Here is a 16,857-nt window from a genome sequence, read left to right on the forward strand (position 1 = left end):
TGCTTTGTATAACACCATCAATCATAGACCTTTGCTGACCGGCGGTCAACCGTTCTTGTCGAAACGGGCGGAAGTTTGACAGTACCCCCCAATTTCTCACCCCACAGCGACGCGGAATTTGGCGAGTTTTCAAGGCCGATTTCAGAAAGATGTAAGAATTGCCACGCCCCCCTTTCCAGATGTTGAAAGGGGGGGAAATCCCTCCCAGACAGGGGCCGAAAAAGAAAGCCGGCCGGTCCCGCAGCAAGGGCTGCAGGGCCGGCCGGCTCCCCAGGAAAGAGGAGGCTGCCATGCGGGGGTCCCCCGCTCCCGGGCGGGGCGGCGGCCCTGTGGCGATGGGGCCGCCTGAAAAAGGGGAAGGGCTTACTGGACGTCCACCCAGATGGGGGAACTCCAGGCCTGGTGCTGGTCTTTCTGGGTGACGCGCAGGTAGTAGAAGTGGGCGCCGGCGGTCAGGTCCTCGTCGGCCCAGGTGAAGCGGCAGCGGTTGCCCGAGACGGCGGGGGTGTAGATCTCCCCGTTGTCCTTGACCACCTCGACCCGCTCCAACTCCCCGGTGCCCAGCACGTCCACCTCGAGGGTGGCCTTGCCGCCGGGCAGGGCGGTGATCTCGCTGCCCATGCGGGCGCCGTTCACCTTGCAGGAGAGGAGGATGCCCGCGCCGGTGGTGGCGTAGGTGAAGCGGTTGTAGATGGCGTCAAAGAGGGTCTCGCGGGTGAGGCCGGGGACGAAGGCGGCCACGATGCCCCCCTCCACCCCGTGCTCGAGCTGGTGGGAGTCGCTGCCGGCGGTGAAGCCCAGCCGGTAGCCGCGGGCCAGGGCGTCCTGCACGTACTTGCCCTTCTGGCGGGGGTTGTTCTTGGTGTAGATGGACTCGGTGCCGTCCTTTTCAAAGGGGGCGTGGCGGGAAAAGATCTCCACCGCCCGCTGCACCTCGGGGTCGTGGAAGGCCCAGTCGGTGGCGGCGCTGACGGCCGACCAGATGGCGGCCGGGTGGTGGGGGATGCAGAGGGCCCCGTACTTTTTGATGCTGGCAAAGAGCCGGTCGGGGGTCATCCCCTCGGGGTCACAGGCGCGGAAGAGCTCCCCCTCGCCGGTGCGGTAGTAGACGTTTTTGTGGCCGAAGTCGTAGTGCAGTTCGTTGGAGGTCCACTCGTAGGCCAGCAGGGTGGTGAGCTCGCCGTCCTTGTTGAACTCGTTGGCCGAGGTGCGCATGTACTCCCACTCCGACTCGGTGATGACGTCGGGGAACATATCGTGGTCGGTGAGGGCGGTGAAGTCCAGCTTGGGCACAGCCTTGGCGTAGTTGTAGTACTGGTCGATCTGGCCCGAGGCGTCGGACATCCCGCTCTGGCCGTGGATGTCGCCGAACTTCAGGTCCAGCCCCAGGTAGCCGTTCTCGTCCAGCCAGCGGCGCTTCTCGCCCTCGTCGATGCGGTCGAGGGCCTTGTCGCCGGGGATGGGTTTGGTGAAGTTGTCGATCACCTTTTCGATGTCGCTGTCGTCGTGGCCCTGCAGCTCCGCCAGGGTGGTGGAGAGGAACTTGATGGAGGAGTAGCGCTCCTGGTGGCCGTTGCCCGCCGAGTGCTGGTAGAGGATGAAGATGTTGTCCTCCTCGTCCACGCAGGCGCGGGGGCGGATCGGGCAGTTGGAGGCCTCGTCCCGCACCATGGCCACCGGCACCGACCAGCTGCCGTCCTCCTGCCGCCAGCGCATGAGGAAGCAGCGCATGCTCAGGGCCTGGGCCAGCAGCTGGGTGCCCTTGCGGTTGCGGCAGAGGGAGGCGGAGGCAAACCAGACCCGCATGTGGGAGAGCTGCCGGCAGTCGGCGGCGATCCTGCCGCCCGCCAGGGTCAGGTCACAGGTGTAGTAGTTGGTCTCCCCCTTGGGGCCGACCCCGTGCCAGACCACGGTGGCCCCGCTGTCGGTGGACACGGCGGTGGCGTCGGAGGCCCAGTCGGGGGCGTTGGAGATCACCGCCTCCTCCCCCCAGGCGCCGCCGGCATAGGCGCGGGCGACCTGCAGGTACTGGCTGCCGTCAAAGACGTCGTAGGCCAGGTAGAGCACCCCGTCGCCGCCAAAGGCCACGGCCGGGCGGTAGGCCTGCTCGCTGGAGGAGACCCGCCAGGTCTCGACGGCGGCGCTGCCGTCAAAGCGCAGGCAGCAGATGTGGCTGTCGCCGTGCTGCTGCTCGCACCAGGCCACGTAGAGGTTTTGGCCGTCGTCGGTGACCGAGGGGTAGAAGGCGCCGCTGGACTGGGAGAGGAGGATGGGCTCCCCCAGCTCCTCGCCAAAGGCGCGGGCCAGCAGCTTCCAGTTGCCGGCGGCGGACTCGGACCAGATGATCCAGACCGTCCCGTTGAGGACGTAGAGCCGGGGGCGGAAGGCCTGCCCCTCCCCCGAGACCACCGCCTGGGAGAGGATCGCCCCCTTGCGGGAGAGGAAGGCGGCCACGATGTCGTCGTGCTTGTTGTGGTAGCGCTGCCAGCAGGCGGCCAGGCGGCCGTCGGGGAGGACGGCCAGGTCGGGGTACTGGCAGCTGGTGGTTTCGATGTCGGTCAGTTCGGTGATCCGCTCCATAAAATCGGTGAGATAGGCCATTGTAAAACACGCTCCTTTGCAAATGTGGGGTGGATGTTCTCTATTCTTCAGGCAGTTTGCCGGTGCCGGCAGGGCCCTTGACGTGCTTGATGCCGAAGGTCAGCACCAGGATGGTGACGATATAGGGCATCATCTGTACCAGTTGGGAGGGGACGTCGAAGGCCTGCTGCAGGTTGATCTGCAGCGCGTCGGCAAAGCCGAAGAGGAGGGCGGCGAGGACGGTGCCCACCGGGGTGTACTTGCCCAGGGCCATCATCACCAGGACGATGAAGCCCCGCCCGGCGGTCATCTCCTGAACGAACATGTTCAGCTGGTCCAGCGAGAGGTAGGCCCCCGCCAGCCCAGCGCAGCCGCCGCAGATGAGCATGGCGGTGTACTTGTACCCCCGCACCGGGATGCCCAGGGTGTTGGCGGCGGTGGGGTTTTCGCCCACCATCCGCAGCCGCAGGCCGAAGGGGGTGTGAAAGACCACATACTGGGTGATGACCAGCAGCACCAGGGCGATGTAGAAGTTGATGGAGAGGGAGGAGAAGATGGTCCCCACCACCGGGATGTCCGCCAGGAGGGGCACCCGCACCGCCTGGGTGAGGCTGGCCACCTGGGGGGAGTTGCCGCTGGATTTCCAGACCACCTCCATCAGCACGGTGGTGATGGCCCCCATGAAGAGGTTGAGCCCCACCCCGGCGATGACCTGGTTGAGCCGGAAGCGGACGGTGAGCAGCCCGAAGAGGAGTCCCACGGCCGCGCCGCAGACCATGCCGGTGAGAAAGCCCAGCAGCACATTGCCGGTGAAGTAGGAGGTAAAGACGCCGCCGAAGGCGCCGAAGAGCATCATGCTCTCCACCCCCATGGCCATCATCCCGCTGCGGGAGGCGTAGACCGCGCCCATCCCGGCGATGAGCAGGGGGATGGACATCCGCAGGGTGGAGACGATGAGAGAGACTACACTAAATCCCATGGTCAATTCGCCTCCTTTTTCTCTGCCGTCTTGGCGGGCTCGGTTTCCGGTTTCTTGGCGCGGGTCTTAACGACCTGGAAGAGGGCGGGCATGGCCACGAAGATGACCACCAGCGCCTGGATCATGTCCGCGAATTCGGGGCGGATGCGCTGGGTCATGTTCAGCACCATGGCCCCGGCGCGCAGGGCGCCGAAGATGAGGGCCGAGACCCCCACCATCAGGGGGTTGCCGGAGGCCAGGGAGGAGACGGCGATGCCGTTGAAGCCGTATCCGGGGGAGAAGCCCTCGATGTAGCGGCCGTTGACCCCCAGCACCATGCTGACCCCGGCCATGGCCGCCAGGCCGCCGCTGATGAACATGGTGAGCATGGTGGTGCGGGCGATGTTGATCCCCGCCGTCTCGGAGGCCAGCCGCCCCCGGCCCACCGCCCGGATCTCATAGCCGGGCTTGGTGCGGTCGAGGAAGAAGTGCACCAGCACCGAGAGGGTGACGGCGATGAAGAGGGCCGCCGTCAGGCCCCGGTTTTTCACCAGCTTGGTGAACTGGGCGGTCTCCAGCACCGGGGCGGTGGCCACATTGATCTCGCCCTCGGGCCGCAGGGGGCCGTTTGCAAGGTAGCTCATGAGGAGGGTGGCCACGTAGTTGAGCATCAGGGTGACGATGTACTCGTTGGCCCCGAACTTGGCCTTCAGCAGCCCGGCGATCAGGCCGTAGAGCCCGCCGGCGAGCACCCCCACCAGGATGGCCAGGGGGAGGTGGACGAACTTGGGCAGCCCCAGGTCCCAGGCGCCGGCCACCGCCGCGCCCATGGCCCCACAGAGCATCTGCCCCTCCATCCCCAGGTTGACCAACCCCGCCTTTGCCGCAAAGAGGTAGGAGAGGCCGGTGAACATCAGGGGGGTGGTCTGGATCAGGGTGTTGATAAAGGCCGACATACTCCCCACCGAGCCCTTGAGGATGGCCCCGTAGGCCCCCAGGGGGTTGGCGCCGGTGAGCAGCAGGATGACCGCCCCCAAAATCAGGGCGATGAGCAGGGCCCCCACCGACTGGATGGCCGTGTTGGCCGAGTGGGCCAACTTTGACTTGTTAAGCGGTTTTCCCATCTGCCAGCACCTCCTCTCCGTCCATTTTGCCGCTGAGCATGTACATGCCGATCTCCTGTTCGCTGAGGGTGTCCGCCGGGGTCTCGGTGACGATCTCCCCCTCGTAGAGGACGGCCAGGGTGTCCGACAGGCGGCGCACCTCGTCCAGATCCGCCGAGATGAGGAGGATGGCCGCCCCCGCGTCCCGCAGGTTTAAAAGCACCTCGTGGATGTACTCCATGGCGCCGATGTCCACCCCGCGGGTGGGCTGGGCGACGATGATGACCTGGGGGTTTTCCTCAAACACCCGGCCGATGATGACCTTTTGCTGGTTGCCGCCGGAGAGGGCGCTGATGAGGGCCTTCTCGCTGGGGGCCTTGATGCGGTAGTCTTTGATGACCTTGCGGGAGAACTCGGTGATGTCGTTCATCTTGAGGAAGAAGCGCCCGGCGAAGCGGTCGCTCCACTGGTAGCCCAAAATCAGGTTCTCGCGGATGTTCAGGTCCTTGATGAGGCCCCGGGCCAGCCGGTCCTCGGGGACGTGGCCCACTCCCTTTTGCAGAAAGTGCAGGGGGCCGCCGGTCAGGGGTTCGCCCCGCAGCAGCACCTGGCCGCTCTCGGGGGTGCGCAGGCCGGTGAGGGCCTCGATGAGCTCGGTCTGGCCGTTGCCCTCGACCCCGGCGATGCCCAAAATCTCGCCGGCGCGGATGCGCAGGTCGATGTTCTTGAGCACCGGGCCGTGCCGGTCGGAACAGCAGAGGTCTTTGACCTCCAGCACCGTCTCGCCGAACTGCTGGGCGCGGCGGGTGCTGTCCAGTTCGATGTCCCGCCCCACCATCCACTTGGCCAGCAGGTCGGTGGAGCACTCGACAATGGGGACGTCGGCCTTGACCATCTTCCCGTCGCGCATCACCGACGCGGCGTCGGAGATGGCGATGGCCTCTTTGAGCTTGTGGGTGATGATGATGACCGTCTTGCCCAGCGAGCGCATCCGGTCGATGACCTTGAAGAGCTCGTCCACCTCCTGCGGGGTGAGGACGGCGGTGGGCTCGTCGAGGATGAGGATCTGCGCCCCCCGGTAGAGGGCCTTGATGATCTCCACCCGCTGCTGCTCCCCCACCGAAAGGTCCCCCACCCGCTTTCCGGCGTCGATCTTGAAGCCGTATTCACGGATGATCTCGTTGACCGCGGCGATGGCCTTTTTGCGGTTGAAGTTCCACCAGGACTGGCGCTCCTCCCCCACCACCACGTTTTCGGCCACCGTGAGCACCGGGGTCAGCTGAAAGTGCTGGTGGACCATGCCGATGCCGGCGGCGATGGCGTCGCCCGGCTTTTTGAAGTTGACCGGCTTGCCGCCGATGGCGATCTCCCCCCCGTTTTTGGAGGTCATGCCGTAAAGGATCTTCATCAGGGTGGTCTTGCCCGCCCCGTTTTCTCCCACCAGGGCGTGGACCTCGCCCCGGCGGACCCGGAAGCTCACGTCGTCGACGGCGAGCACCAGGGGGTACTGTTTGGTGATGTGGGTCATTTCAATGTCGTACTGGCACAACCCTCGCTCACTCCCTCTCTCTCACACAGATCGGGGCCGCGCGGTACTCGCGCCGCCGCAGCCCCGTCTGCTCAATCAGGTGTCAAATTCTCACTTGGCGGGCTGATAGACGTTCTGCTTCAGCCAGTTTTCCAGCTCGGACTTCTGGCCCGGAGGGACCAGTTTCCCCTCTTCCATCTGCTTTTTGATGGCGTCGACCTGGTCGATGATCTCCTGGGGGACCTTGACGTTGGAGCCCTCGGTGGTGTAGCCGGTGCCGCCGCCGATGATGCCGATCTCGTGGATGCCCGGCTCCCAGGTGCCGTCGATGAGCTTTTTCACTTCGTTGTAGGAGATGTTGCGCACGTCCTTGAGGGAGGTGGCGACGATGTGGTCGGGCTCGACATCATTTTGGTTGGAGCCCACGCCGAAGGCGTAGCGGTTGGCCTCGACCGCGGCGTTGAAGACGCCCAGGCCGGAGCCGCCGGCGATGTGCTGGATGAAGTCGGCGCCCTTGTCGTACATGGTCAGGGCCATCTCCTTGGCCTTGCCGGGGTCGGTGAAGGAGCCGATGGTGGCCTGCAGGACGGTGGCGTTGGGGTTGGTGTAGCGGACCCCCGCCTCAAAGCCCACGGTGCCCTCTACCAGGGCGGGCTGCTCGGAGCCCAGCAGGCAGCCGACCACGCTCTTGTCCTTGTTGGCCAGGGGCATGTCGCTGTTGGTGGCAAGCCCCGCCAGGCAGCCGCAGAGGAAGGTCTGCTGGGGCCAGATGGTGGCGATGGAGTTGACGTTGGGCAACTCCACATTGCCGTCGAGCCATCTGAACTTCTGGTCGGGGAACTCGGCCGCGACCTTGGTGATGCCGTCTTTCTGGTCGACACCGGCCAGGAAGATCAGGTCGTACTCGCCGCTCTCGGCGTACATCCGCTGCACCTGGTCGTAGTCGCTCTTGGAGGCGGGGGAGGCGTAGTCCAGGGTGATCCCCAGCTCCTCCTGGGCCTTGACCAGCCCTTCATAGGACATGTCGTTCATGTTCTTGTCGCCCAGGCCGTTGGGGCCGATGACCAGCCCGACCTTGATGTTCTTGCCGGGCTTGTCGCTGCCGCTGCTGCTGTCTCCCTTGTCATCTCCCCCGCCGCAGGCGGTGAGGGAGAGGGTCATGGCGCCGGCCAGCAGGAGGGCCAACAGCCGCTTTTTGCCTTCTCGTTTCATTCCTTCTCGCTCCTTTTGTTTGGTTTTTGGGGGTGCTCTGTCCCCCGCCGTTTTTTGCCTGTCTCTATTGTAGGATTTTGTCGCTTCCCCTGTCGATGGAGGATTTTGCCACCAAAGCATAAAAAATTGACAGATTCTCAAAGGGAAGAATCTGTCAGCTTGTACGATTTTGACATTCTGTTTTAATTTTGACCTGCCGGCGGGGCGGCCCGCCGCTCCTGCTCCGGGGAGAGGCCCATGTGCTTTTTGTAGAGGCGGGAGAAGTAGCTGGCGTTTTCATACCCCACCTGCCGGGCCACCTCGGCCATCTTCAAGTCGGTGGTGCAGATGAGTTCCCTGGCCCGGGTGAGGCGGTAGGTGGTGAGATAGGTGCCGTAACTGACCCCCGTCTTTTGCTTGAAGAGGCGGCAGAAGTACTCGGGCGAGAGGTGGACGCTGCCGGCCAGCTTGGTCAGGGAGAGGGCGCTGTCGCCGTAGTGGCGCTCGATGTAGCGCACGGCGGTGTCGATGGCGGGGGCGTCCCGCTCCCCCTGCCGCTCCTCCACGGCGGCGAGCATCTCCTCCATCTGGGCGCGAAAGTCCTCCAGCGAGCGCACCGGCTTGCCCACCCGGCGGGCGTCAGGCTCGATCTCCCGCAGCTCCTGCAGGTAGCGGTCCTCCATCTGCGCCAGCAGCCGGTGGCAGTTTTTGCGCACCCAGTCCACCCGGGTGGGACCGGCCTGGGCGCAGCGGGTGAGGAACTGGGACAGGTCGCCCCGGACGGTGGGGACGCCCCCGTAGGCGATCTCGGTGGAGAGGCGCTTGCGCAGGGCGTGCAGGGCGCTGTCCAATTGGGGCGGCTCCTGGGCGTCGCCGAAGCGGTAGAGGCCGGGGCGGCCGCTGAGAAAGGCCGTCTCCAGGGCCAGGACGGCCTCCTGCAGGGCGGCCTGCAATCCCTCCGCCCCGGCGTGGGGGGCCGAGAGCCCGACGGCAAAGGGGGGCTCCCACCCGGGAAACCCGGCCGCCCCCGCGGGGAGGAGGGCCTCCCAGCAGTCGCCCCAGAGGACGGGGGTCAGGGGGGTGTCGGGGAGTTGCCGCTGCAGCACCGCCCCCCGGTCCGCCCCCCGCACCGCCACCGCCCGGTAGCGCCCGGGCCCGTCCGCCCCCAGGCGGCGTGCCAGGGCGGGCCAATCCACCCCCTCCGGCTCCTCGATGCGCTCGACCTCCCCCGCCCCGGCGGGCTGGGGGGCGGCGGTGAAGAACCCCTTCTGGATGTCCGCCAGGGTCTGGGCCACCTTCTCGGCGGTGATCTCACTCTTGAGCAGGTAGTCGTAGACCCCCAGCCCCACCGCCCGCTGGGCGAAGGTGAACTCGGCGTGGTTGGTGAGGATGACAAAGACGGTGCGGGGGAACCGCTCCTTGGCCTGCTCGATGAGGCCGATGCCGTCGAGTCCGGGCATCTTGATGTCGGCAAAGACCACGTCGGGCGGGTCCTTTTCCATCTTCTCCAGGGCTTCCAGCCCGCCGGCGGCGGTCTCGACCTGGGCCTTCAGTCCGGGGATCTTCTGGGTGAGCACGTAGGCAAACCAGTCGCGGATGGGCGCCTCGTCGTCGGCAATCAAAATCTTCACGCGGGTCCCTCCCCCTCTTCGATGTGATAGAGCACGCTGGTCCCCAGCCCCTTTTGGGAGCGGACTTTCAAATAGCTGCCGCTGCCGTAGACCAGTTCCAGCCGGCTGTGGATGTTGGCGATGCCCACGCTGTCGTCCATCTTGATGGAGAAGCTCTTGATGCGCTGCAGCCGCTCCTTGTCGATGCCCTGGCCGTTGTCGGTGACGGTGATGCGGAGCACCCCTGCCCGGTAGCGGGCCCGCACCCGGATCTTGCAGGGCGGGCCGCCGGTCTGCAGGTTGTGGTAGACGGCGTTTTCGATGGTGGGCTGGAGGATAAAGGAGGGGATCTGCCGCGCCCCCGCCGCCGGGTCGATGTCGTAGGCGATGGAGAAGCTGTCCGGATAGCGGTAGCGGAGGATCTCGGCGTAGTTTTGGATCTGCTCCACCTCCTCCGCCAGGGTGACTTGCTTGTCGGTCTTGTCGGTGATGTAGCGCATCATCTTTACAAAGCGGATGAGCATCTCCTCGGCCTCGTCGTTTCTGCCCATGGCCACCATAAAGCGGACCGAGGAGAGGGTGTTGTAGATGAAGTGGGGGTTGATCTGGGCCTGCAAAAAGTCCAGTTCGGCCTTGCGCTTGAGCCGCTCCCCCTCCTTGATGGACCGGATCAGGGACTGGGTCTTGGCGGCCATGTTGTTAAAGGAGGAGGCCAGCCGCCCCAGTTCATCCCCCCGCTCCACCGGGGTGCGCACCGCCAGCTCTCCCCGGGAGAAGCGATCCATCGCCCCCTCCAGGGCGAGGATGGGGCCGGTCATCCAGTGGGTAAAGATAAGATCGGCCAGGGCCACCAGCAGGACGATGGCCCCCAGCAGCAAGATGGCGTAAAAGCGGAGGGCGCGCACCGGCTGCACCAGTTCCGAGAGGGGGGTCAGCTCGACAAAGGTAAAGTCGGTGCCCTCCACCGGGGTGCGCACCACCATCACCTGCTCTCCCGAGGAGGCGGTGGCCACGCTGTACCCCCCCTCCTTGGAGAGTTCACTCCGCCAGTCCCCCACCTGCTGGATGGGCTGGCCGATATCGGGCTTGTACCAGCTGGAGAGGACGGCATCACTCTTGTCCACCAGATAGGCCTGCCGGTGCTGACTGCGGGCCGAGCCCATGGACTCTGCGTACTTGGCCTCGCTGATCTTAAAAAAAGTGATCCCCACCGGCTTGCCGGTGATGTGGTCCTTGACCAGCCGCGCCTTGATGATGTAGTAGCGAAAGACCCCACTGCCCTGTTCGTCCCGGTAGGTGCTGCTGGTGACAATGGCGCCGTCGGCCTCCAGCACCTGCCGGTACCAGCTCTGCCCCTTCAGGTCTTGCTGCGAATAGCGGTCGGAGGCGAGGGTGTTCAGGGACATGCCGTTAAAGCCCACCACATAGGCGTTGATGGCGTAACCGTAGCCCCCCGAGGTATAGGTGAGGGAGGAGTAGGGATCGGCGGCGGCCGTGCCGGTGGACTGGGCGCTCCAGCGGTCCAGCAACTTGATGCGAGCCTCCCGCTGGCTGGTTTCGTCCACCTGCTCCGCCGGGGTCTCCAGGGCGGCGATGATGGCGCTGTCCTCGGCCAAGCCGTGAAGGAGCCGGTCGGTGGAGAGGCTGTAACTGGCCACCGCCTGGGCCAGTTGGGAGGAGGCGGCCCGCTGCATCTCAAAGAGGTTTTGCTCCAATGCCTGCTGGGCGTTGCCAAAAAGGGCCCAGACCGCCAGCGCCACCACCGAGACCGGCAGACAGAACACCAGCAGAAAGACCTTGTACTTGATACTCAGCCCCTGCCTGTTGTACTTCCTCGCCAAACTCGACACCCCCCGACAAAAAACTACAACTTTATCATACTGTCCCGGCGGTGGGGTTGTCAATCGAGCTCTTTGGTCAAAATCCATTTCTTTTGCGGGGGCAGAGAAAAGACGTCCCCTCCCCCCTGCGCCGGCGGCCGGGCAAAAAGAGAGGGCGCCGGGGCGGTCTACCCGCGCCCGGCGCCCTCACGGCCACCCGTTTTTCACGTCCCTGGGGCCCTCTAGATGATGATGCAGATGAGCCCCGAGCAGCCCTCGTTGATGACCCGCTCCACCGTCTCCTGGATTTTGGTGCGGGCGTCCATGGGCATCCGGTAGAGCTTGTTGTGCAGCCCCTCGTTGACCAGGTCGTGCAGGCTCTTGCCGAAGATGTTCGACTCCCAGATCTTGCCCGGGCTCTCCTCGAACTCCTTGAGCAGGTACATCACCAGCTCCTCCGACTGCTTCTCGCTGCCGACGATGGGCGAGACCTCGGTGGTGATGTTGGCCTTCATCATGTGGATGGAGGGGGCCGACGCCTTGAGCCGGACCCCGTAGCGCCCGCCCTGCTTGACGATCTCCGGCTCCTCCAGCGAGAGCTCGTCGATGGTGGGCATGACGATGCCGTAGCCGGTGGCCTCCACCTCGGCCATGGCGTCCTTGATCTTGTCGTACTCGGCCTTGGCCTTGGCCAGGGAGACGATGCAGGGCATCAAATCGGACTCGTCGTTTAGGTCCAGCCCGGTGTTCTCGGCGATGATCTTGTAAAAGAGATCGCTCTCCAGGCCGATATTCAGGCTGGCCGCGCCGGTGCCCAGGTCGATGGACTTGACGTTGACGTTGGAGATCTGGGGGCAGTCGTAGAGCTTTTGGGCCGTCTCGTCGATTTGAGAGATGCGGTCCACCTCGCCGAAGAGCTCGGTGATCTTGCCGAAGACCGCCGACTTGAGCCAGTGGTCCTTCTCCAAGGTGTTGATCCAGCGGGGCATCTGGATGGAGATCTCCTTGACCGGGAACTCGTGCAGCAGCCCCTTGAGGACGCCGGTGATGTCGGCGGCCGACAGCTCCAGGCAGTTGAGGGGGAGCACCGGCACCTGGTGGCGCTCCTGCAGGTAGTCGCGCAGGTGGAGGGTGCGCTCGTCCCCCGGGTGGGCCGAGTTGAGGATGACCACAAAGGGTTTGCCCAGCTCCTTGAGCTCCTTGATGACCCGGGTCTCGGCCTCGGCGTAATCCTCGCGGGGGATCTCGCAGATGGAGCCGTCGGTGGTCACCACCACCCCCACGGTGGCGTGCTCCTGAATGACCTTTTCGGTGCCGATCTCAGCGGCCTTCTCAAAGGGCATGGGGGTGTCCGACCAGGGGGAGTCCACCAGCCGGGAACCCTCGCCGTCGGTGTAGCCGATGCTCGACTGCACCACAAAGCCCACGCTGTCCACCATCCGCACCTTGAAGTGGGAGCCGCCGTCCAGCAGCACCTCCACCGGCTCCTCGGGGATGAACTTGGGCTCGGTGGTCATGATCATCTTGCCGGCCGCCGACTGGGGCAGTTCGTCCACCGCCCGCTGGCGGATGGCGTCGTCGCCGATGTTGGGGATGACCATGGTCTCCATCATCCGCTTGATGAAGGTGGATTTGCCGGTGCGCACCGGGCCCACCACCCCCACATAGATGCAACCCCCTGTGCGGCGGGCGATGTCTTGATAGATGTCGTTCATTTTTTTACCCCCACTTTCCTATTCGGACACGATCGGGATGAGCAGCGTCCGCTTTTCGGGCACGGTGTCTCCCTCCAGGCTGTTTTCCTGCACGATTCCCTCCACCGAGGTGTTGTAGCGCTTGGCAATCTGCCAGACGTCCTCTCCCCTGTCGCAGTAGTAGATGGTGAGGGCGATGTTCTTGTCGGTCTCCTTGGGCGACTCCTCGTCCACCGACAGGTCCTCCACCACGTTGCCGGTAAAGGTGGAGGTGAGCACCGCCTCCCCCTCTAAATCAAAGCGGAGTTCGGCCCCGCCGTCCGGGGCGAGGGAGGCGCTGCTGCCGGTCAGCTTGATGGTCAGGTCGGCCGTCTGGTTCTGGCCGTCCCCGGGGGCGGGGATGCGGGTCTCGAAGTCCACGTTCTTCTCAGAAAAGTGGAGGGTCCCCTCCCCGTCGGCCCCAATGACGGTGGCCTTGACGTTGCCGGCGGCCACCAGCACCCCCTCCTCCATCTTCTGGGTGAGGAGGTTGACCTCCCCCCAGACGTCGTAGACGGTGGTCAGGGCCGGGCCGTCCAGCTTGACCTGGCGGGTGACGGTGAAGGCCTGCTTGGGGAGGATGGACACCGAACTGGCGGTGAAGGGCCGGGTCTTGTACTCGCTCTCAAAGGTGGTGGAGAAGAGGTCGCGGATGGTCTCGATCTCCTCTTGCCGGTAGCAGACCACCGAGGCCTCGCAGACCATCTGGGTGGAGAGGACGGTGTTCTCCCCCTCGATGTTCTGTTTGAGCTCCGCCTTGCAGTCCAGCACCGCCGCCCGCACCGAGAAGGCCATGTCGGCGCTGCAGTTCTCGATGTCCACGATCTGGCTGACGGGGATGGTGTAGTCGGCGCTCTCCACCTGGTTGTTCTGCAGCAGGTAGCTGACGTGGTTGCGGCACTCGCCCTTGAGGATGACCTTGCCGGTGATGACCTTGTAGTCGTCGATGGAGAGGTAGCTGTCCACCCCCAACACCGCCTCCGGCGGGCTGGAGAGGGCCAGGTCGGTCTCGTCCTCCAGGCTGAAGGCCTTCTGCCCCGAGGCGGCGGGGACGGTGGCGGAGAAGCGCTCCTTCTTCATCTGCACCCCCATGCCGCTGACGTCCGAGAGGACGGTCTGCTCGGCCTTCCCCACCGCCTTGACGCGGATGGAGACCGAGCTGCGCACCGAGATGGCGCGGGGGTTGGTGGCCCGGCAGTTGATGTACTCGCCCTTGACGGCGGTCTCCACCAGCGCGTCCTCCACCGCCACCTTGGCGTCGATCTGTTTGGTGAAGGGGATGGACTGCTCGAAGCTGTAGAGCTTGGCGCCGTCCTCCGAGGTGTAGAGCAGGTGGAAGTGGACGTAGCCGTCGAGGATGATCTTCTGGTCCGCCCTCTGCTTGGAGACGATGTGGGGGGTGCCCATGCACTTGACGATCCGGACAATTTCGGCCAGATAGTCGGGCAGGATGAACTCGCTCTCCACGGTCTGTTCAAATGTTTTATCCAATATCACTTGGCTGAGCTGGTAGGAACGGGTGGCCTTTTTGAGCTCCATAGCGAAAAACCTCCTAAAGTCAATGCTTTACTTCCATTCTATTGGGCGGCTTGGCCGGATATGCCAGCGCGGCCGGGGCGGGGCGGCTTTTTTTGCGGGGGGCAGGAAAAGGGCGGGCCGGCCCATCCCCTATGCCCAGATCAAAGCGCGCAGAGGAGGGCTCCCCCTGTCGGGCAACCGGGAGTTGCCCTCTCCCCCCAAAACGAAACCTGGCGTTTGTGGAAGCCCTCCCGCGCGGTGTGGTATACTGGGCGCACCAAAGAGAGAAGGAGGAAAGGGAGATGCATTTTGGCCAGAATTTGCAGCTTTTGAGGAAGATCAGAAGCGGGATGACACAGGAGGAACTGGCGGAAAAAATCGGGGTCAGCAGACAGACTGTCTCCAAATGGGAGCTGAACGCTGCCTATCCCGAGATCGAAAAGGTGATTGAGCTGTGCACCCTGTTTTCCTGCTCGATGGACCAGCTGATCCGGGAGGACATGGGGGTGATCGACGAGTCCTATTCAGACATCCGCTGCGAGTGGGTGGAGTCGTTTCGGTATCTTCAATACGCGGTTGTCAGCGCCGACCCGGAGGGGGACGCCATCGGCCATGTGACCCGCTGGGCGGAGGAGATAAAGATAGAGGCGCCCCGAATCATCGGCTGGGATTTCCCCACTGTGTCGCAGGAACAGATCAACCTGTTTCACATGCACGGCTACGCCGCGGCGCTCATTTTGGAGGACGGGATCGAGCTCTGTGAGGAGGGGATGGAAATTGTCTCGCAGCCGAGGCAGCAGTATGTCGCGCTCACCATCAGGCAGCCGTTTACGTCTCCCTTCCACCTGATTCCCAACGCGTTTAAGGTCCTGCTCACCTACATGAAGGCCAACGGAATCAAAGCGAGGTATGACAAAGCCGTACTCTCCTGTTTTGAGCGGGTATACACCGCCGACGGGGTGGAGTACATGGACATCTATGTGGCGCGGGAGTAGTCGCCGCGGCTGATCGGCCCCAAAAGAGAAAAGAGCATCTCCCCCGGTTCGCGCCGGATGAGATGCTCTTTTTCTTTTTGTAAATATCTCCGCCCTGTCGGGAAAAACCGAGGGGGAAAACTACTTGTTCAGCTCTTCCATCACCTGGTCGATGATCTCTTCAAACTTGCCGCCATAGACGGGCATCGAGCCGGAGAACATCAGGTTGACCGGGTAGTTGAAATTCTCCACGTCGTTGCCGTAGATGTCGCGGTTGTCCTTGTCCTCGCCGTAGTGGGCGATGCGCTGGCGCATCCAGGTGGCGTCGTGCATGTAGGCAAAGCACTTTTTGCCCAGCTGCCAGGCCATGCCGCACTCAAAGGCCACATCGCTGTTGGGCTCAAAGCCGTGGTAGTCGCTCAGGTCGGCGATGATGATGTCGCAGTTGCGCACGTGCTGCTGCCAGCGGTCAAAGAGGTTATAGGCCTTGGTGTAGGGGTCGTCGGACTCCACTTCGGCCACGCCGGGGGCGGCGTCGAGGGGGGTGATGGCCACCAGGCCCCGCTCCTCGCAGAGCTTCTTCATGGCGGCGTACTTCTCGGCGGCGTCGGGGTCGTACCGCTCGGGCCCGGCCAGGTAGACGACCGGCTTGTCGCCCTTTTCCAGGGTGACCTCGGCGCTGTGGTCCACGGCGGGGGTCTGGCGTTTGGCCTTGTGCTTGCGCTCCTCGTCCAGGTCGGTGCGCAGGGCCTTTAGGCAGTCGGTGTACTTGCCCTCGACGATTTTGCAGGAGCCGACGATGCAGGGGGCAAAGGGGATGTCCATGTGGGGGAGGACCCGGCCGTCCAGGTCGTAGACCTTGCCGTCCTCCTTCAGGGCCGCTCTCTGGTACTTGTGCACCACCGGGCGCAGGTCCCGGGTGTAGGCGTAGCAGCGCAGGCCGCGGGCATAGGCCATGCCGATCTCGTAGATGGTGCCGCCGTCGGGCTCGGTGCCGCGGAAGGACTCCAAATCGGCGAGGATGGCGGTGGAGACGGCCATGCTGTCGGCGCAGTTTTGGAAGATGGAGCGGGCGTTGTCGCGGGGCTCGGTGTCCGACCAATCGAGCTTTTTGTCGTTGGGCAGGGCCACCTGGAAGCCGTAGAACTCGGACTCTTTGCGCATGGCCGCCAGGAAGTTGGAGCCGCCGGTGTAGAAGCACTCGGGGCCGGCGATGTAGAGGCTCTCGTCGGGGTATTGGCTGTACTGATGCATACTTTTTTCCTCCTTAAAAAGAGCGGCGGAACCAAATTCCACCGCGATGGGCAAGGGGTGTCTGGGACATTTTTCACCTATTTTCAGAGTAAAGCAAAGGGCGGGGCTTGTCAATACAAAAGCCCTCGTCGCAGCGCACAAAAAACCGGGCGAAATTTTTACGGCAAACGGTTGCAGGGCGGCGCGCACTCCTTATCTCTTCTGAAGCTGTCCCTCAAACTGCGAAAAGACAATCCCCCGCGCGGCCGGCCCGCGCCGCCCCTCTTGAACAGGCCGCTCCTCGCCGCGGCGCTTGAAGCAGGTGTCTGTCCTGCATCCTCCCTCCCCGCGGTTTTGCAGCCGGCGAAACCCGCGCGGAGGGCGCCCCTATATGTCTGACCGCACCCCTTCTCGTGGCGATTTTGATTTGTGCCCCCCATAGGCGGCGAGGACGATGCGGGGATGGGCCCTGATAACATCGCGGCCATTCACCCACCCGCCTGGGGGAGAGCGGGATGGCCTTCGCGCCAATTTGGCTGTTTGGCAACTTTCGATTTGCGCATCCATGTGGGGACGTCTTCCCGTTGCCCGGCGCGCTTTCCATTTTCG

11 protein-coding genes are annotated in these 16,857 nt (G+C 64.2%); 1 reads left to right on the top strand and 10 read right to left on the bottom strand.

Features of this window, described 5'->3' with window-relative positions; all coding sequences use genetic code 11:
* Nucleotides 1–363: 363 nt before the first annotated feature.
* The 9 genes from BN3266_RS11870 to BN3266_RS11910 form a co-directional block, all read right to left on the bottom strand.
* Nucleotides 364–2,601: a CehA/McbA family metallohydrolase gene (locus BN3266_RS11870; protein ID WP_059005292.1), complete on the bottom strand. Its 2,238-nt coding sequence runs from the start codon at nt 2,599–2,601 to the stop codon at nt 364–366.
* A gap of 40 nt (nt 2,602–2,641) precedes the next feature.
* A complete protein-coding gene (locus BN3266_RS11875; protein WP_021658361.1) occupies nt 2,642–3,559 on the bottom strand; it encodes an ABC transporter permease in 918 nt (305 codons plus the stop codon).
* A gap of 2 nt (nt 3,560–3,561) precedes the next feature.
* Nucleotides 3,562–4,662, bottom strand: coding sequence for an ABC transporter permease (locus BN3266_RS11880; RefSeq protein ID WP_075109754.1), 1,101 nt, complete (start codon nt 4,660–4,662; stop codon nt 3,562–3,564).
* Complete coding sequence (locus BN3266_RS11885) at nt 4,646–6,190, bottom strand: ABC transporter ATP-binding protein (RefSeq protein WP_242861772.1); 1,545 nt, start codon at nt 6,188–6,190, stop codon at nt 4,646–4,648. Before BN3266_RS11885 ends, BN3266_RS11880 begins: the two co-directional genes overlap by 17 nt.
* Before the next feature lie 90 nt (nt 6,191–6,280).
* Nucleotides 6,281–7,381 (bottom strand): BMP family ABC transporter substrate-binding protein, encoded by a 1,101-nt coding sequence (locus BN3266_RS11890; RefSeq protein WP_059005293.1) that lies wholly within the window; start codon nt 7,379–7,381, stop codon nt 6,281–6,283.
* A 182-nt stretch (nt 7,382–7,563) separates the two neighbouring features.
* On the bottom strand, nt 7,564–8,991 hold the full coding sequence (locus BN3266_RS11895) for a helix-turn-helix domain-containing protein (RefSeq protein WP_059005294.1): 1,428 nt from the start codon (nt 8,989–8,991) through the stop codon (nt 7,564–7,566).
* Nucleotides 8,988–10,811, bottom strand: coding sequence for a cache domain-containing sensor histidine kinase (locus tag BN3266_RS11900; RefSeq protein ID WP_059005295.1), 1,824 nt, complete (start codon nt 10,809–10,811; stop codon nt 8,988–8,990). The genes BN3266_RS11895 and BN3266_RS11900 overlap by 4 nt, the downstream gene beginning before the upstream one ends.
* 221 nt (nt 10,812–11,032) lie before the next feature.
* Nucleotides 11,033–12,505 carry a stage IV sporulation protein A gene (spoIVA, locus tag BN3266_RS11905; RefSeq protein ID WP_021659300.1) on the bottom strand — a complete coding sequence of 491 codons (1,473 nt, stop codon included), beginning with the start codon at nt 12,503–12,505 and terminating at the stop codon, nt 11,033–11,035.
* Nucleotides 12,506–12,523: 18 nt separating this feature from the next.
* Complete coding sequence (locus BN3266_RS11910) at nt 12,524–14,062, bottom strand: DUF3794 and LysM peptidoglycan-binding domain-containing protein (RefSeq protein ID WP_059005296.1); 1,539 nt, start codon at nt 14,060–14,062, stop codon at nt 12,524–12,526.
* A gap of 329 nt (nt 14,063–14,391) precedes the next feature.
* On the opposite strand from BN3266_RS11910, the gene BN3266_RS11915 reads away from it, so the two are divergent.
* Nucleotides 14,392–15,036, top strand: coding sequence for a helix-turn-helix transcriptional regulator (locus BN3266_RS11915; RefSeq protein WP_242861773.1), 645 nt, complete (start codon nt 14,392–14,394; stop codon nt 15,034–15,036).
* Nucleotides 15,037–15,156: 120 nt separating this feature from the next.
* Here BN3266_RS11915 and BN3266_RS11920 read toward each other — a convergent pair whose 3' ends face one another.
* The gene (locus BN3266_RS11920; RefSeq protein ID WP_044992445.1) at nt 15,157–16,269 is read right to left on the bottom strand and encodes a nucleoside 2-deoxyribosyltransferase; all 1,113 of its coding nucleotides are present in this window, start codon (nt 16,267–16,269) and stop codon (nt 15,157–15,159) included.
* Nucleotides 16,270–16,857 lie beyond the last annotated feature (588 nt).

Source organism: Bittarella massiliensis (ex Durand et al. 2017), from assembly GCF_001486165.1.
In the GTDB taxonomy this organism is placed as follows: domain Bacteria; phylum Bacillota; class Clostridia; order Oscillospirales; family Ruminococcaceae; genus Bittarella; species Bittarella massiliensis.